The 15,725-nt window shown below is 71.0% G+C and carries 17 protein-coding genes; 8 read left to right on the top strand and 9 right to left on the bottom strand.

Going from position 1 to position 15,725, the window contains the following annotated elements:
• Nucleotides 1-245: 245 nt before the first annotated feature.
• A complete protein-coding gene (locus tag SRB5_RS24440) occupies nucleotides 246-509 on the top strand; it encodes a GntR family transcriptional regulator (RefSeq protein ID WP_153455539.1) in 264 nt (87 codons plus the stop codon).
• 22 nt (nucleotides 510-531) lie between these two features.
• Here the strand turns inward: SRB5_RS24440 and SRB5_RS24435 are convergent, their stop codons facing one another.
• Nucleotides 532-1,008 carry a DoxX family protein gene (locus tag SRB5_RS24435; RefSeq protein WP_153455538.1) on the bottom strand — a complete coding sequence of 159 codons (477 nt, stop codon included), beginning with the start codon at nucleotides 1,006-1,008 and terminating at the stop codon, nucleotides 532-534.
• 333 nt (nucleotides 1,009-1,341) lie between these two features.
• On the opposite strand from SRB5_RS24435, the gene SRB5_RS24430 reads away from it, so the two are divergent.
• Together SRB5_RS24430 and SRB5_RS24425 are read left to right on the top strand one after the other, a co-directional pair.
• Nucleotides 1,342-2,334: a C40 family peptidase gene (locus tag SRB5_RS24430; protein WP_153455537.1), complete on the top strand. Its 993-nt coding sequence runs from the start codon at nucleotides 1,342-1,344 to the stop codon at nucleotides 2,332-2,334.
• 214 nt (nucleotides 2,335-2,548) lie between these two features.
• A complete protein-coding gene (locus tag SRB5_RS24425) occupies nucleotides 2,549-3,247 on the top strand; it encodes a phosphatase PAP2 family protein (RefSeq protein WP_153455536.1) in 699 nt (232 codons plus the stop codon).
• 25 nt (nucleotides 3,248-3,272) lie between these two features.
• Here the strand turns inward: SRB5_RS24425 and SRB5_RS24420 are convergent, their stop codons facing one another.
• The gene (locus tag SRB5_RS24420) at nucleotides 3,273-4,268 is read right to left on the bottom strand and encodes an inorganic phosphate transporter (RefSeq protein WP_323378395.1); all 996 of its coding nucleotides are present in this window, start codon (nucleotides 4,266-4,268) and stop codon (nucleotides 3,273-3,275) included.
• A 5-nt stretch (nucleotides 4,269-4,273) separates the two neighbouring features.
• Nucleotides 4,274-4,894: a DUF47 domain-containing protein gene (locus tag SRB5_RS24415; protein ID WP_323378394.1), complete on the bottom strand. Its 621-nt coding sequence runs from the start codon at nucleotides 4,892-4,894 to the stop codon at nucleotides 4,274-4,276.
• Nucleotides 4,895-5,055: 161 nt separating this feature from the next.
• Here SRB5_RS24415 and SRB5_RS24410 point away from each other — a divergent pair, with 161 nt between their 5' ends.
• Nucleotides 5,056-5,409, top strand: a complete 354-nt coding sequence (locus tag SRB5_RS24410) for a metal-sensitive transcriptional regulator (RefSeq protein ID WP_153455535.1) — start codon at nucleotides 5,056-5,058, stop codon at nucleotides 5,407-5,409.
• A 4-nt stretch (nucleotides 5,410-5,413) separates the two neighbouring features.
• On the opposite strand, the gene SRB5_RS24405 is transcribed toward SRB5_RS24410, so the two are convergent.
• Nucleotides 5,414-5,575 carry a hypothetical protein gene (locus SRB5_RS24405; RefSeq protein ID WP_153455534.1) on the bottom strand — a complete coding sequence of 54 codons (162 nt, stop codon included), beginning with the start codon at nucleotides 5,573-5,575 and terminating at the stop codon, nucleotides 5,414-5,416.
• Between the two features lie 139 nt (nucleotides 5,576-5,714).
• A complete protein-coding gene (locus tag SRB5_RS24400; RefSeq protein ID WP_228390420.1) occupies nucleotides 5,715-6,542 on the bottom strand; it encodes a hypothetical protein in 828 nt (275 codons plus the stop codon).
• Nucleotides 6,543-6,747: 205 nt separating this feature from the next.
• Here SRB5_RS24400 and SRB5_RS24395 point away from each other — a divergent pair, with 205 nt between their 5' ends.
• Entirely contained in the window at nucleotides 6,748-8,289 is a 1,542-nt protein-coding gene (locus tag SRB5_RS24395; protein ID WP_153455533.1) for an FAD-binding oxidoreductase, read from the top strand.
• Nucleotides 8,290-8,307: 18 nt separating this feature from the next.
• Here SRB5_RS24395 and pstB read toward each other — a convergent pair whose 3' ends face one another.
• From pstB to pstS, 4 genes are all read right to left on the bottom strand, one after another.
• Nucleotides 8,308-9,084 carry a phosphate ABC transporter ATP-binding protein PstB gene (gene pstB, locus SRB5_RS24390; RefSeq protein WP_153455532.1) on the bottom strand — a complete coding sequence of 259 codons (777 nt, stop codon included), beginning with the start codon at nucleotides 9,082-9,084 and terminating at the stop codon, nucleotides 8,308-8,310.
• Between the two features lie 22 nt (nucleotides 9,085-9,106).
• On the bottom strand, nucleotides 9,107-10,132 hold the full coding sequence (gene pstA, locus SRB5_RS24385) for a phosphate ABC transporter permease PstA (RefSeq protein ID WP_153455560.1): 1,026 nt from the start codon (nucleotides 10,130-10,132) through the stop codon (nucleotides 9,107-9,109).
• A gap of 71 nt (nucleotides 10,133-10,203) precedes the next feature.
• Complete coding sequence (gene pstC / locus SRB5_RS24380) at nucleotides 10,204-11,169, bottom strand: phosphate ABC transporter permease subunit PstC (protein WP_153455531.1); 966 nt, start codon at nucleotides 11,167-11,169, stop codon at nucleotides 10,204-10,206.
• Nucleotides 11,170-11,175: 6 nt separating this feature from the next.
• The gene (gene pstS / locus SRB5_RS24375; RefSeq protein WP_323378393.1) at nucleotides 11,176-12,294 is read right to left on the bottom strand and encodes a phosphate ABC transporter substrate-binding protein PstS; all 1,119 of its coding nucleotides are present in this window, start codon (nucleotides 12,292-12,294) and stop codon (nucleotides 11,176-11,178) included.
• 259 nt (nucleotides 12,295-12,553) lie between these two features.
• On the opposite strand from pstS, the gene SRB5_RS24370 reads away from it, so the two are divergent.
• The 3 genes from SRB5_RS24370 (at nucleotide 12,554) to hpt (ending at nucleotide 15,490) form a co-directional block, all read left to right on the top strand.
• Nucleotides 12,554-13,696 (top strand): zinc-dependent metalloprotease, encoded by a 1,143-nt coding sequence (locus tag SRB5_RS24370; protein WP_153455529.1) that lies wholly within the window; start codon nucleotides 12,554-12,556, stop codon nucleotides 13,694-13,696.
• 166 nt (nucleotides 13,697-13,862) lie between these two features.
• Nucleotides 13,863-14,891, top strand: coding sequence for a tRNA lysidine(34) synthetase TilS (gene tilS, locus SRB5_RS24365; protein ID WP_153455528.1), 1,029 nt, complete (start codon nucleotides 13,863-13,865; stop codon nucleotides 14,889-14,891).
• 59 nt (nucleotides 14,892-14,950) lie between these two features.
• Nucleotides 14,951-15,490 carry a hypoxanthine phosphoribosyltransferase gene (gene hpt / locus SRB5_RS24360; protein WP_153455559.1) on the top strand — a complete coding sequence of 180 codons (540 nt, stop codon included), beginning with the start codon at nucleotides 14,951-14,953 and terminating at the stop codon, nucleotides 15,488-15,490.
• Nucleotides 15,491-15,725: the final 235 nt, after the last annotated feature.

The following is a 15,725-nucleotide window of genomic DNA, read 5'->3' as shown; positions in this document are numbered from 1 at the left end:
GTACGGGGTGGGGGTGGCTTCTGGGGGTGGGCGTGAGGAGATCGAGGACGCGCTGAACGCAGGCGTGAATAATGCTCACTGTCATCAGCTCCTAGTTGCTGACCGCGCCCCGGGACGGCCCTAATCCGTTGCCGGGGCTTTGCTGTGCCTGACGACAGTAGCTGTGTCTGCTAGCTGCTTATACATGCTTAACCATGCTATTTCTCGAACGGGTGAACTTGTGGACGGACGTTTACACTTGGCGCATGGACTTCGACGCAGACCGCTACGTGTGGGTGCAGGTCGCTGATGAGCTGCGGAAGCGTATTGCTGCGGGTATCTACCAGCCGAGACAGCCTGTGCCGTCAGAGAACCAGCTCATCGGGGAGTTCGGGATCGCGCGGGGAACGGTCCGCAAGGTGATCTCGCATCTTCGGGACGAGGGCACCGTCTACACCGTGCCCAGGCTTGGCACGTTCGTTTCTGAGCCTCCGAAAGCTGATGACACCGGCTCCCCGAGCGGAACCTGATCCTGCCGTAAGGAAGCGGCGCCTACCCCCGGTGGGTCCGGGCCAGGCGGGCGTCGACCGAGAGGGTGCCTGCGCCGACGAGCAGGAGGAAGAGGCTGCCGCACAGCTGGGCGAGGTCGGTGCGGGATTCGTGGGCGAAGTCCCACCAGCCGGACTCGTCCGCGAACAGCGGGGCGTCGCCCCACAGGATCGGCAGCTTGGTGATGAGTAGCGCACCGAGCATGTTCACGATCATGGGGACGGCGGCGAGGCGGGTGAGCAGTCCCGCCAGGATCAGCAGGCCGCAGGCGATCTCGAAAGCGCCGTCGAGGGGTGCGAAGAAGTCGGGGGCGGGGATGCCGGCCTTGTCGAACCGGCCGGTGCCCTGTGTGTCGGGGCGGAGGAACTTCAGGATGCCCTCGGAGAGGAAGACGGCGCCTACGTAGAGGCGGATGAGGGCCGTGGCTGCGGGCGCACTTGTGGCGGTCAGCTTCGCCTGCCAGCCGGTGATCGGAGTCATGAGGGTGCCCCCTCTCATCCCAAGGCGCTCGGGTCTCGTTATCGTCCCGCGAGGCAGGGGGCGCCAGCGGTATTTCGGCCGGTGGCCGAGGGCGAGTCGTCCTGGGAACTGCGTGCGGGCATGATGTGGCGCTCCCCGTAGACGCGTCTGTGGCCGCCGCTGAAGGGGGCGCCTCGTGAGGCCGCCTGGCGGAGGCGGGCCAGGGCGAAGCGCAGGTCGGCGTGGGCTGGGATGTCCGGTTCGGGGCGACAGGCGATCCCCGCCTGTCGGGCCGAACGATGCCTGATCCCAAGGCCCTTGGGGGATGATGAGGACGTGGCCGGGCGTGGTGGGATGCGGAAGCTTTGGGTGATCGGGGGGATGTCCTCCGGGGCCCTGCTCGGGTTTCTTGGGCTGCTGCTTGTCGGGACCTTTGTGGCCGCCGGGAACATGGGTTCCGGGGGGAAGGCCGTCGATCTCGCCAAGGGGGCCGTTCCCGCCGCCTATCAGCCGCTCGTGTCCAGGTGGGGCAACCTCTGTCCCGCCCTCAACCCCGCCCTCCTCGCCGCGCAGCTGTACCAGGAGTCCGGGTGGAACCCCAAGGCGCAGTCGCCCGCCGAGGCGCAGGGCATTGCGCAGTTCATCCCCGGGACCTGGGCCGCCCATGGGATCGACGGGAACGGGGACGGGAAGCGCGACGTGTGGGACCCCGAGGACGCCATCCCCTCCGCCGCGACGTACGACTGCTCCCTCGCCCGGTACGTGAAGGACGTCCCGGGGGATACGACGGACAACATGCTCGCCGCCTACAACGCCGGGGCCTACGCCGTCATCAAGTACGGCGGCGTCCCCCCGTACCGGGAGACGCGGAACTACGTAAAGATCATCCGCGCCCTCGAGCAGAGCTTCGCCCGCCCCGTCCAGCGCGTCGCCCCCTCCCGGATCGCCGCCGGGGCCATCCACTACGCGCAGGAGAAGCTCGGCACCCCGTACCTCTGGGGCGGCAACGGCACGCCCGAGCAGGGCGGACGCTTCGACTGCTCGGGGCTGACCAAGGCCGCGTACCACTCCGTCGGCGTCGAGCTGCCCCGGGTCGCCAACGATCAGTGGAACGCCGGGCCGCATCCCAAGCGGGACGAGCTCCTGCCGGGTGATCTCGTCTTCTTCGCCTACGACTTGAGCGATCCGCGCTCCATCCACCACGTCGGGCTGTACGTCGGCGGCGGGTATATGATCAACGCCCCGTACACCAACGCCGTGATCCGCTTCGACTCCATCGACTCGCCCGACTACATCGGCGCGACTCGGGTGACCGCGGAGGGGGCGGCGGCGCTGCCGCAGCGATGACGGCGCGGGAGCGGCGACATGCTGTCGAACACCCAGTCACCCTTCGATAAACGATCGGCGATCTTCCGGTCGTTTACGGAACGGTAGGGCCGGCTGTGACGTTCACTGGGCACATCCGGGGGATCACCCGATCGACCACAGGGCCGTACGACCACCACTGACCACGGGGGGCCGGCACCACGTACACCGCACCGTGCAGAGACGAGGACCAGGCATGGAAGCGCCCCACACCGACCTGGCGGACGGGCCACCCAGCGGCGCCGAGCTGGACGCCTCCGTGCTGCGGGGGCTGGGCTCGCTCGTGCAGGCCGGGCCCGGGTGGCTGGACCGGCTGCTGGTCGACGCCGCCCGGTTCGGGATCATCGTGCTGCTGGTCGCCCTCGCGGCCGGCTGCTGGGTGCGGGTGCGGCACACCGAGCGCGGGGCGCGGGCCGCGGGTGCGATGGGCGCCCTGCTGTGGGCGCCGGTCGCGGCGGGGATCGCGTTCGCGGTGAACGCGCCGATCAAGGGTTTCGTACGGCGGGAGCGTCCCGCGGCCGCGGACGTGGCCGGGGTGGATCCGCTGCTGCCCTCCGGGGGCTGGTCGTTCGTCAGCGATCACGCGGCCGTCGCGGCGGCGCTGGCGGTCGCCGTGTTCATCGCGCACCGGGGCTTCGGCACGGTGGCGCTGGGGCTGGCGCTGCTGGAGGGCGTGCTGCGGGTCGGGATGGAGGTCCACTATCCGACGGACGTCGTGGGCGGCTTCGCCCTCGGCGCGGCGACGGCGCTGCTGCTCGGGCCGGTGGCCATGGGACGGCTGTCGTGGCTGGTCCGGCGGCTGGGGCTGGTCCCCGACGCGGAGCCCGACCGGACGCAGCCCGGTCCGCCCGCCTGGGCGGCGGACGCCCGGGCCGACGACGATCTGGCGGCGTGAGATGCCCGTAAAGGTAAAAGGAGCCTTACTCGAAGGCGAAGTGGACCACCGCGTACACGACCGCGGCCACCACGGCCGCCGCCGGCATGGTGATGAACCAGCCGGTCACGATGTTCTTGGCCACACCCCACCGCACGGCCTTGACCCGCTTCGTCGCCCCCGCGCCCATGATCGCCGAGGTGATGACGTGCGTGGTGGAGATCGGCGCGCTGAAGCCGTACGACGCCGCGTACATGATGCTCGCCGCCGTCGACTCGGCCGCGAAGCCCTGCGGGGGCTGGAGCTCGATGATGCGCCGGCCCAGGGTGCGCATGATGCGCCAGCCGCCGGCGTACGTGCCGAGCGACAGCATCGTCGCGCAGGCGAGCTTCACCCACAGCGGGATGGACGCGTCGTCCTGGTGCCCCGCGATGGTGAGCGCCATCACGACGACGCCCATGGTCTTGGCCGCGTCCTGCAGACCGTGCCCCAGCGCCATCGCCGCCGCGGAGACGGTCTGCGCGATACGGAAGCCGCGCTGCGCCCGGTGCGGGTTGGCCCGGCGGAAGAGCCACATGATCGCCGTCATCACCAGATAGCCGACGATCAGGCCGACGACCGGGGACACGACCATCGGGATGACGACCTTCTCGATCACCCCGTGCCAGATCACGCCGATCCCGCCGGCCAGCGCGGCGCCGACCATGCCGCCGAAGAGGGCGTGCGAGGACGACGAGGGCAGGCCGAAGTACCAGGTGATCAGGTTCCAGGCGATGGCGCCGACCAGTGCGGAGAACAGGATCCACATCCCGTGGTCCCCGTGCGGCGTCTCGATGATCCCCTTGCTGACGGTCTTGGCCACACCGCTGCCGGCGAAGGCCCCGATGAGGTTCATCACGGCGGCCATCAGCAGCGCCGCGCGCGGGGTCAGGGCGCGGGTGGAGACCGAGGTCGCGATCGCGTTGGCCGAGTCGTGGAAGCCGTTGGTGTACGTGAATCCGAGCGCGACGGCGACGGTGACGACCAGGGAGAACGTGTCCACCGGGGTCAGGACTCCTTGACCGCGATGGTCTCGATGGTGTTGGCCACCTTCTCGAAGGCGTCCGCCGCCTCCTCGAGGACGTCCACGATCTGCTTGAGCTTCAGCACCTCGATGGCGTCGTACTTGCCGTTGAAGAGGTGGGCCAGCAGCTTGCGGTGGATCTGGTCCGCCTGGTTCTCCAGCCGGTTCACCTCGATCCAGAACTCCGGGAGGTGCGCGAGGGTACGCAGGTTCGGCATGGCCTCGGCGGTCAGCTCGGCCGCCCGGGACAGCACCTCGACCTGCTGTTCGACGCCCTTGGGGAGCTGCTCGACCTGGTAGAGGACGACCAGGTCGACGGCCTCCTCCATGAAGTCCATGATGTCGTCGAGGGAGCTCGCGAGCCGGTAGATGTCCTCGCGGTCGAACGGTGTGATGAAGGAGGCGTTCAGCTGGTGCAGGATCGCGTGGGTGGCGTCGTCGCCGGCGTGCTCGGCGGCGCGCATCCGCTCCGCGATCTCCGCCCGTGCGGAGGAATCCGCCCCGAGCAGTTCCATCAGGAGCTTCGAGCCCGTCACGATGTTGTCCGCCGACGCGGCGAACATGTCGTAGAAGCTCGTCTCCCTGGGGGTAAGACGAAATCGCACGGTGGTGGTCCTCGGGCTCCGGGCGGACGGCGGTCGTCAGCGATGCTAAGCGCTCGACGCGAGCGCGGCGAACCGGCCCCCGGGGCCGGTAACCTGCACAACCTTGAATAAACAGGTATCCTATACCCCTAGAGGGTATAGATCCGGAAGGACGGCGATCCATGACCGAGACCGCGATCACACCGGACCCGGCAGTCCCGGCCGCCCCCGCCGCGCCTGCCGGACCGCACGGGTATCACCACGAGAAGGACCTCCACCTCAAGCGGCTGCGCCGGATCGAGGGCCAGATCCGCGGACTGCAGCGGATGGTCGAGGAGGACGTCTACTGCATCGACATACTCACCCAGGTGTCGGCCGGGACGAAGGCGCTGCAGTCGTTCGCGCTGCAGCTGCTGCAGGAGCATCTGCGGCACTGCGTCGCGGAGGCGGCGGCCAAGGAGGGCTCGGCGTCCGACGAGGTCGACGCGAAGGTCGAGGAGGCCACGGCGGCGATCGCCCGGCTGCTGCGGTCGTAGGAGGTCAGGGGTCCTTCGGCTCGGGCCCCGACACCTTCAGGACCTCGTCGATCTCGTCCGCGGTGAGCCTGTCGTGCGTCGTGTTGCTCGCGGCGATGATGAGTTCGCCGCAGAGGTCGATCTCGGCGAGAGCCACATGGTCCTGGACCGTCGATCCGCGAGCCACGTGACATCACCCCTTCACTTCCGAGTCTGTCGCAATCCGTACGCCGCGGGGGGCACCGCTCAGCGTAGGGAGCGCGGCGCCGTTCGCGCATGACACGTCTGGACCATTTCCGGGTCCACGGCGCCTGCGGTACGGCATCTCAGGACCCGGCGACCGTGCCGGCGTAGATGTCCGGGGCGTCCGGCAGCCGTACGGTCACGGGCCGGCCGAAGCCGAAGTACTCCGCCGTGGACGCCACCGTCGTCTGCCGCCCCGAGTCCAGCGTGAACCGGTGGCGCACCTTGCGCGGGCGCCCCTGGTCGTCGAGGTACGCGTCGAACGCCACCGTGTCCTGCCGGAAGCCCTCCGCCGCCGCCCGCAGCGCGCCCCGGGCGTACGGCGAGGCGGCCCGCGCGGCGCGGCCGAGGTCGGCGACCCCGCGGTAGTGCCGGACCCGGACGCCGTCCATGTCGAGCTCGCCCAGATACTTCACCCGCCGCGCGCCCCGCAGCAGTTCGGCCGCGGTGTACGGGTCGGTGGCGCCGTTGCTCACCAGATTGCCGTCGGTCAGCCGGGTCGTGTCCAGCCGCAGCCACTTGTCGGCGGGGACGCCCGCGCCGCGGTTCTTCATGTACAGCCGGCCCCGCGTCTGGAGCTCCGTGATGGGGTCGTCCGGCGCGTGCGGCAGGACGACGCGCAGCCGGCCGCGGCCCTTCGCGTAGTCGAAGCCGCCCGTGCCGCGGACCGTGACCAGGGTGCCGCCGCTGGTCAGCTCCATCGCCGTGCGCGCCCCCGAACTCCCCGAGCGCCGCAGCGCGTCGGCCGCGTCGCGCACCGCCGTCCCCGGATCGCCGCCGGGGTGGCCGGCGGCGCCCGCCGTGCTGCTGCCCGTACACCCCGCGCTGCCCAGCGCCAGGGCGCCGGTCGTGAGCACGGCGGCCAGGGCCGCGGCGCACCGCGGCCGTCTCGCGCGTCCGGTGGGATTCATCGTGGACCTGCCCGCTCCGGTCGTCACCCGCATCGCCTTCGCCACAACGACAGCCCCCAGAATCGTTTCGTATCGAAGAACGACCGGGAGGGGCCTCGGTCACGGCGCGGGCCGGGATCCGCGGCATTTGGGTACCCAGGTACGTAGGGCCCCGGAGACCCCCCGGGGGTAGCGGGGGGCGCGCGGAGTGCGGTGCACTGGGCGGATGGACAGGCGCACCCTGCTCGCCGCCGCGGCGGCGATACCCCTGGCCGGCTGCTCGGGCGGCGACGGTGAACCGGCGTCGCCGAAACCGCCGCGCACGCCCGCGCGTTCGCCCTCCGCCCGGCCGTCCGGTCCGCCGGACTTCAAGGCGCTCGCCCGGGGGCTCGACGGGCGGGTGATCCTCCCGGGGGACGCCGACTACGGGCGGGCGGCGCGGCTGTACAACACCCGCTTCGATTCGCTGAGGCCCGCCGCCGTCGCGTACGTGAAGCACGCCGGTGACGTCGCGGAGGCCCTGGCGTTCGCCCGGACTTCGGGCGTGACGCCCGCGATCCGCTCCGGCGGGCACTCCTACGCCGGTTACTCCAGCGGCGACGGACGCCTGATCGTCGACGTGTCGGGCCTCGCGCGCATCGAGGCGAGCGGCGACACCGCCACCGTCGGGGCGGGCGCGCGGCTCGGCGACGTGTACGAGGCCCTCGCCGCCCGCGGCCGTACGATCCCGGCAGGCTCCTGCCCCACCGTGGGCATCGCCGGGCTCACCCTCGGCGGAGGGCACGGGGTCGTGTCCCGCGCGTACGGGCTGACCTGCGACAGCCTCACCGGGGCCACGATCGTCACCGCCGACGGCAGGACGCTCGACGTCTCCGCCGACGAACACGACGACCTCTTCTGGGCCCTGCGCGGCGGGGGCAACGGCAACTTCGGCGTGGTCACCGAGCTGCGCTTCCGTACGCATCCGGCGAGCGCGATCGTCAGCTGCTGGATGACGTGGGACTGGTCGCGGGCCGACCGGCTGCTGCGGACCTGGCAGCTGTGGGGGCCGCGGCAGCCCGACGAGATCTGGTCGGCGCTGCATCTGGGCGGTGAGCCGGGCGCGGCGCCCTCGGCGTCGGTGCTGGTGTTCTCGCTGGGGTCGGAGGCCGGGGTGCACGCGGCGGTGGACCGGCTCGCGGATCAGGCCGGGGGGCCGGGGCCGGCGTCGTCGGTGAACATCCGGTCGATCCCGTACATCCAGGCCATGCGGGAGGCCGCGGGGTGCGCTCGGACGGGGCGTGAGCAGTGTCACCTCGGCGGGTCGCTGCCGGGGCAGAACGCGAGGGGTGTGCTGGGGCGGGACACCTATGCCGCGCGGTCGGACTTCTTCGACCGGCCGCTGGACGACCGGGCCGTGGGCGCGCTGCTCGACCGGGCGGCGGACCGGGGCGCGGACCGGATGGTGCAGCTGACGGCGCTGGGCGGCGCGGTCAACGAGGTCGCGGCGGACGCCACGGCGTTCGTGCACCGGGGGTCGGGGGTGCTGGCGCAGTACATCGCCTCGTGGGAGGCCGGGCGGTCCGGGGCGGCGGCGCGGCGGTGGCTGGCGGGCGTGCACGGGGCGATGCGGGGGGCGGCGTCGGGAGCGGCGTACCAGAACTACACGGACGCGGACCTGGGGGCGGGGTGGCGCGAGGCGTACTTCGGGGTGGCGGCGGGGCGGCTGGGGGAGGTCAAGAGGAAGTACGACCCGCAGCGGCTCTTCGACTATCCACAGGCTGTGTGAAACCGGGCCGGCGGACCCTCAGCCGAAGCGGCCGGAGATGTAGTCCTCGGTCGCCTTCTCGTTCGGGTTGGAGAAGATCTTCTCCGTGTCGTTGATCTCGATGAGCCGGCCGGGCTTTCCGACGGCCGACAGGTTGAAGAACGCCGTACGGTCGGAGATCCGGGCCGCCTGCTGCATGTTGTGCGTGACGATGACGATCGTGAAGCGGTCCTTGAGCTTGCCCATCAGGTCCTCGATGGCGAGCGTGGAGATCGGGTCGAGGGCCGAGCAGGGCTCGTCCATCAGCAGGACCTGGGGGCGGACGGCGATGGCGCGGGCGATGCACAGGCGCTGCTGCTGGCCGCCGGAGAGGCCCGAGCCGGGGCGGTTCAGCCGGTCCTTGACCTCGTTCCAGAGGTTCGCGCCGCGCAGGGACCGTTCGACGACGTCGTCCAGGTCGGCCTTCCTCACCTTGCCGTTGAGCCGCAGGCCGGCGGCCACGTTGTCGTAGACGGACATGGTGGGGAAGGGGTTGGGCCGTTGAAAGACCATCCCGATCACCCGGCGGACGGCGACCGGGTCGACGCCCTGGCCGTACAGGTCCTCGCCGTCGAGCCGGACCTCGCCCTCGACGCGGCCGCCGTCGATGACCTCGTGCATGCGGTTGAGGGTGCGCAGGAGCGTGGACTTGCCGCAGCCGGAGGGGCCGATGAAGGCGGTGACGGCCTTCGGCTCGACGGACAGGGTGACGTCCTCGATCGCCTTGTGGGTGCCGTAGTAGGCGGAGAGGCCGGTGATGTCGATGCGCTTGGACATGTGTGCGGTTCCTTGAAGTACGTCAGCGGCCGGTCTTGGGGGCCTTCCAGAGCGCGATGCCGCGCGCCAGCAGGTTGAGGATCATGACGAAGGCGATGAGGACGAGCGCCGCGGCCCACGCGCGGTCGTAGCTCGCCTCGTTGCCGGCCGCCCACTGCTCGTAGATGAACAGGGGCAGCGAGGCCTGGGCGCCCTCGAAGGGGTTGGCGTTGATGGCCGGGTTGCCGAACACCAGCAGCAGCAGGGGGGCCGTCTCGCCGGTGATCCGGGCGATGGAGAGCATCACGCCGGTGACGACGCCGCCGAAGCAGGTCGGCAGGACGACCTTCAGGATCGTCTTCCACTTCGGGACGCCGAGGGCGTACGACGCCTCGCGCAGCTCGTTCGGTACGAGCTTCAGCATCTCCTCGGTGGAACGGACGACCGTCGGGATCATCAGGATGGCCAGGGCCAGCGAGCCGGCGAAGCCGGAGTAGCCGAAGCCGAGCGCGAGAATCCACAGGCTGAGGATGAAGAGACCGGCGACGATCGACGGGATGCCCGTCATCACGTCGACGAAGAAGGTGATCACCTTGGCGAGCCGGCCGCGCCCGTACTCCACCAGGTAGACGCCCGTGAGCAGTCCCAGCGGGGCGGCCATCAGCGTGGCCAGCGCGACCTGTTCGAGGGTGCCGACCAGCGCGTGGTAGATGCCGCCGCCGGGGGAGATCGCGGCGACGCCCTTCATGGAGTGGGTGAGGAAGTAGGCGTCCAGGACCCGCACGCCGCGGACGATCGTCGACCAGACCAGCGACGCGAGGGGGACGACGGCGATCAGGAACGCGACCAGGACCAGGGACGTCGCGAGCCGGTCGGTGGCCCGGCGGCGGCCCTCGACGCGGGCGGTGAGCGCGTACTGGCCGAGGACGAACAGCACCGCGGCGATCAGGCCCCACTGCACCTTGCTGTGCAGGCCCAGGGCGAGCCCGAGGACGACCGCCACGCCGATCGCGGCGCCGGCCACGGCGGCGGGGGTCCAGCGGGGGAGGCGGGGGCGGTGGATGGACAGGTCGTCGCGGCGGTCGGCGACGGTGACGGGGTGCTCGGGTTCGTGGCCGTCGTACTCGTGCTCGGGGATCCTCACGCGTTGGCCCCCGAGTACTCCTTGCGGCGGGCGATGATCAGCCGGGCGGCGCCGTTGACCAGCAGCGTGATGACGAAGAGCACCAGGCCGGAGGCGATGAGGGCGTCCCGGCCGAACTCGCCGGCCTCCTTGAACGCGGAGGCGATGTTCTGCGCGAAGGTGCCGCCGCCCGGCTCGAGGATCCGCGCGGACAGGATCGCGGAGGGCGACAGCACGGTGGCGACGGCCATCGTCTCGCCCAGCGCCCGGCCCAGGCCCAGCATCGACGCGGAGATCACGCCGGAGCGGCCGAAGGGCAGCACGGCCGTCCGTACGACCTCCCAGCGGGTGGCGCCCAGGGCCAGCGCGGCCTCCTGGTGGGTGTCCGGGGCCTGGCGGAAGACCTCGCGGGAGACGTTCGTGACGATCGGCAGGATCATGATCGCGAGGAGGATGCCGACGGTCATCAGCGAGCGCGGGGCGCCGCCGTCGTACGAGAGGACGACCGTCCAGCCGAGCCAGGAGTCCAGCCACTCGTACACGCCGACCAGGTGCGGCACGAGGAGGAGGGCGCCCCACAGGCCGTACACGATGGAGGGCACGGCGGCCAGCAGGTCGATGACGTAGCCGATGAGGGAGCCGATCCGGCGGGGCACGTAGTGGGTGGTGAAGAGCGCGATCGCGACGGCGATCGGGACGGCGAGGATCATCGCGATCAGCGACGAGACGAGCGTGCCGAACGCCAGTACGGCGATGCCGAAGACCGGGGGGCTGGCGTTGGCGTTCCACTCGAAGGTGGTGAGGAAGTTGCCCTCGTTCTGCGCCAGCGCGAGGGACGCGCGCCAGGCCAGGAAGGCGGCGATGCCGCCCATGAGCACGAGGATGGTCAGGCCGGCGCCGCGCGACAGACCGAGGAAGACCCGGTCACCGCGCCGGCCGGTGCTGCCGGCCGGCGGGCTTATGTCGTGGAGCTCGGTGTGCATCGCGCCTCAGGACAGGGACGCGACGGTGGTGCGGACCTTGCCGGCGATCTCGGCGGGGAGCGGGGCGTAGCCGAGGCCGGGCAGCACCGACTGGCCCTTGTCGCTCGCCGTGTAGCCGAGGAAGGACTTCACGGCGGGGAGGGTGTCGGACTTGTTCCCCTTGTCGCAGGTGATCTGGTACGTGATCAGGGTGATCGGGTACGCCTTGTCGGCCTTCGTGGCGTAGTCGAGCTTCATCGCCAGGTCGTGGCCGGTGCCGGTGACCTTGGCGGCGGCGATGGCGTTGGAGGCGTTCGCGGAGGTGGCCTCGACGGGGGCCTCGGCGCCGGTGTCGATCCTGACCGTGGGGATGTCGTTGGACGTGGCGTACGACAGCTCGAAGTAGGAGATCGCGCCGTTGGTCTGCTTGACCTGGGCGGAGACACCGGAGGAGCCGTCCGCGGACTGGCCGCCGGCCACCGGCCACTTCTTGCCCGGCTCGTGCGTCCAGGCGTCGGGGGCGGCGGCGGCGAGGTACTGGGTGAAGTTGTCGGTCGTACCGGACTCGTCGGAGCGGCTGACCGGCTGGATCTTCGTGCCGGGGAGGCTCGCGTCCGGGTTCAGCTTCTGGATCGCCTCGTCGTCCCAGTTCGTGATCTTCCCGTCGAAGATCTTGGCGAGGGTGTCCGCGTCCAGGACCAGGCTGTCGACGCCCTCGACGTGGTAACCGACGGCGATCGGGCCGCCCAGCATGGGGATGTTGATGGCCTGGCCGCCCTCGCAGACCTTCTTCGACTGCTCGACCTCGGCCGGCTTCAGCACGGAGTCGGAGCCGGCGAAGCCCGTGGAGCCCTGGAGGAAGGTCTGGATGCCGGCGCCGGATCCGGTGGCCTGGTAGTTCACGGTGACGTCGGGGCAGGCGGCCTGGAAGTCGTTCACCCACTGGTCCATGGCGTTCTTCTGCGCGGAGGACCCGGAGGCGCGCAGTTCGCCCTTGCCGCCGCACTTCACGCCGCCGGCGGCGTCGGTGGTCCCGGCGACCGTGGAGGTGCCGCTGTCGTTGTTGCTGTCGGAGCCGCAGGCGGTGAGGGCGAGCGCCCCGGCGGCGACGGCGGCGGCCAGGGGGGCGAGTCGGTTGAGCTTCACGTGGTTCCTTACGGGAGGGTGCGCGAGATCTCTGCCTCCAGCAACGCGCTCTTGCCGGTCTCTCGCTCGGTGGGACTGTTCGACATGACCGAAATTAGACAGTTCAGGTGACGTGCCGTCCCGTCGGACGTGAATCGGAGGTGAACGAGCCGGAACGTTTCCCTCCGCTCGGCGTGTGCGCCGGTGGGAAAGGGGATCGGGGAGATCTCGGGGCCGGGAAGGGCCCCGAAAAGCCGGGACGCCCCGTACGGTGAAAGGTATGACGAGCATCGGCGGTGCGGAGATGGTCGACTGGAACCTCGCGGTGGCGACCGCGACACGGCTCGTACGCCCGGGCCCGGAGGTGAGCCGCGACGAGGCCCGCGCCATCGTCGCCGAGCTCCGTACGCACGCGAAGGCCGCGGAGGAGCACGTCCGCGGCTACACGCGGATGTTTGGAGACGACCCCGCCGGCGCGCCCCACGACACCCCCGTGCTCGTCGTCGACCGCCCCGGCTGGGTGCGGGCGAACGTCGCGGGGTTCCGCGCCGTCCTGTCGCCCCTGGTCGACAAGATGCGCGAACGGCGCTCCGCGATGCCCGGCGGCGCGGTCCTCGGCGCCGTCGGCGGCAAGGTCACCGGCGTGGAGCTGGGCATGCTGCTGTCGTTCCTGGCCTCGCGGGTCCTCGGCCAGTACGAGACGTTCGCCCCGCCCGCCCGCGAGCTGCCCACCAACGGCGGCGGAGGCGCCGGCCGGCTGCTGCTCGTCGCGCCGAACATCGTGCACGTGGAGCGGGAGCTCGACGTACAGCCGCACGACTTCCGGCTCTGGGTGTGTCTGCACGAGGAGACCCACCGCACCCAGTTCACCGCGGTGCCGTGGCTGCGCGACCAGCTGGAGAGCGAGATCCAGTCGTTCCTCGCGGAGACCGAGGTCGACCCCTCGACCCTGCTGGAACGTTTCCGTGAGGCCGCCCAGTCGCTGGCCGGCGGACGCCAGCCCGAGGACCAGGACGAGGGCGAGCCGCGGTCGCTGGTCGAGGTCGTGCAGACGCCCGCCCAGCGGGAGATCCTCGGCCGGCTCACGGCCGTGATGTCGCTGCTCGAGGGCCATGCCGACTACGTGATGGACGGCGTGGGCCCCTCCGTCGTACCGTCCGTGGCGGAGATCCGCGAGAAGTTCCAGCAGCGCCGCGCCAAGGGGGCCGGCCGGCTCGACCAGGCGCTGCGCAAGCTGCTGGGGCTCGACGCGAAGCTCCGGCAGTACAAGGACGGCGAGAAGTTCGTACGGCATGTGGTGGAGAGCGTCGGTATGGACGGCTTCAACCGGGTATGGACCTCTCCGAACACGCTTCCCACCAAGGCGGAGATCGCCAAACCGGCGGACTGGATCGCGCGGGTGCACGGCAGGACGGCCGGCTGAGGGTCACTCCCCCCGGACGGGCGAGCGGTTCACCCGTCCGAGGGAGCGTGCGGCGGGTCGTCCCCGTGCCATCCTCGGATGTCGGCTCTTCTCTGTCACCATCGACGCACGCTCAGTGACTGAGACTCATCGGTCGGCTCGACCTCTTGTGAAAGAAGTGAAAGCCATGGGTCCCCATCCAGCGGTCGCCGCGATACGTCTGGCAGTTCGCCGCGTACTCCACGACGTACTCACCGAGCACGGCAGGACTCCCTCCCCCGGTGCCACCCCCCTCGTCCTGGTCGCCTGCTCCGGCGGCGCCGACTCCATGGCGCTCGCCTCCGCCCTCGCCTTCGAAGCCCCCCGCCGCGGCGTCCGCGCCGCCGGCATCACCGTGGACCACGGTCTGCAGGAGGGCTCCGACCGCCGCGCCGCCGACGTCGTCGAGCGGCTGACGGCGATGGGCCTGGCCCCGGTGGAGTCCGTCCGTGTGACGATCGGGCGGGCGGGCGGCCCCGAGGCCGCCGCCCGCGACGCCCGGTACGCGGCGCTGGACGAAGCGGCACAGCGCCTCGGCGCCGCGGCCGTCCTCCTCGGGCACACCCGGGACGACCAGGCCGAGACGGTGCTGCTCGGCCTCGCCCGCGGCTCCGGCACCCGGTCGCTGTCCGGCATGGCGGCCGCCTCCGGCAGCGGCGGGCTCTACCGGCGGCCGTTCCTGGAGATCGACCGCCAGGTCGCCCGCAAGGCCTGCATGGTCCAGTCCCTCCCGGTCTGGGACGACCCGCACAACGTGGACCCCGCGTACACCCGCTCCCGGGTCCGCCACGAAGCCCTGCCCATCCTGGAGAAGGCCCTCGGCAAGGGCGTCGTCGAGGCCCTCGCCCGTACGGCCCAGCTCTCCCGCGACGACGCCGACGCCCTCGACGCGTGGGCCGCCGGCGCCGAGCGGACCGTCCGCGACGCCGACGGCCGCCTCGAGGTCGCCAAGCTGTACGCGCTGCCCCCCGCCGTCCGCCGCCGCGTCCTGCGCTCCTCGCTGCTCGCCGCGGGGGCGCCGGCCGGCTCGCTCTTCGCGCGGCACATCGAGGAGGTCGACAAGCTGATCACCGGCTGGCGCGGCCAGGGCGCCATCAACCTGCCGGGGCGCGTCGAGGCGAAACGGCAGGATGGCAGACTGGTGATCCAGCAGCGTGCGAAACCGCTGGGCCGCTGAGACGCCGGCGACGACGGCGCCCACGACGTAGACAGGGATCCCGGGTGGACCAGAAGGACATGGGGACCGACCTCAAGTCGGTGCTCATCACCAAGGAAGAGATCGACGCGAAGCTGGCCGAGCTGGCCGCGAAGATCGACGCTGAGTACGCGGGCAAGGAACTGCTCCTCGTCGGCGTGCTCAAGGGCGCCGTCATGGTCATGGCCGACCTCGCCCGCGCCCTGTCCACCCCCGTCACGATGGACTGGATGGCCGTCTCGTCGTACGGCGCGGGCACCCAGTCCTCCGGCGTCGTGCGGATCCTCAAGGACCTCGACACCGACATCAAGGGCCGCCACGTCCTCATCGTCGAGGACATCATCGACTCGGGCCTCACGCTGTCGTGGCTGCTGTCCAACCTCGGCTCGCGCGAGCCCGAGTCGCTGAAGGTCTGTACGCTGCTGCGCAAGCCCGAAGCCGCGAAGGTCGCCATCGACGTCGAGTGGGCCGGCTTCGACATCCCCAACGAGTTCGTCGTCGGATACGGGCTGGACTACGCGGAGAAGTACCGGAACCTCCCGTTCGTGGGCACCCTCGCCCCGCACGTGTACGGAGGCTGAGGCCGTTACGCCCCAGGCGTATCGGGAACGGAATGCCCCTTCTCACCGTTGGAGCAGGGGAGGGCCGCATCATTCGCCGCCCTCTCACCCGGCGGGTGACAATTCCGGTGTACCGTCGAAAGCTCAGGACCGGGTAATACACGTACGCGCGGCACCCCCCGACAGCGGGGCGCCGCGCCTCAGGTGGGCAGGAGGGACGGGGCGCCCGGCGTTCCGTATGGAGTGACGTGAAGCG

The sequence above is a fragment of the Streptomyces smaragdinus genome (genome assembly GCF_009604385.1).
Lineage (GTDB): Bacteria > Actinomycetota > Actinomycetes > Streptomycetales > Streptomycetaceae > Streptomyces > Streptomyces smaragdinus.
Note: the sequence above shows the minus strand (reverse complement) of the source record. Positions and strands in the feature narration are given on the sequence as shown.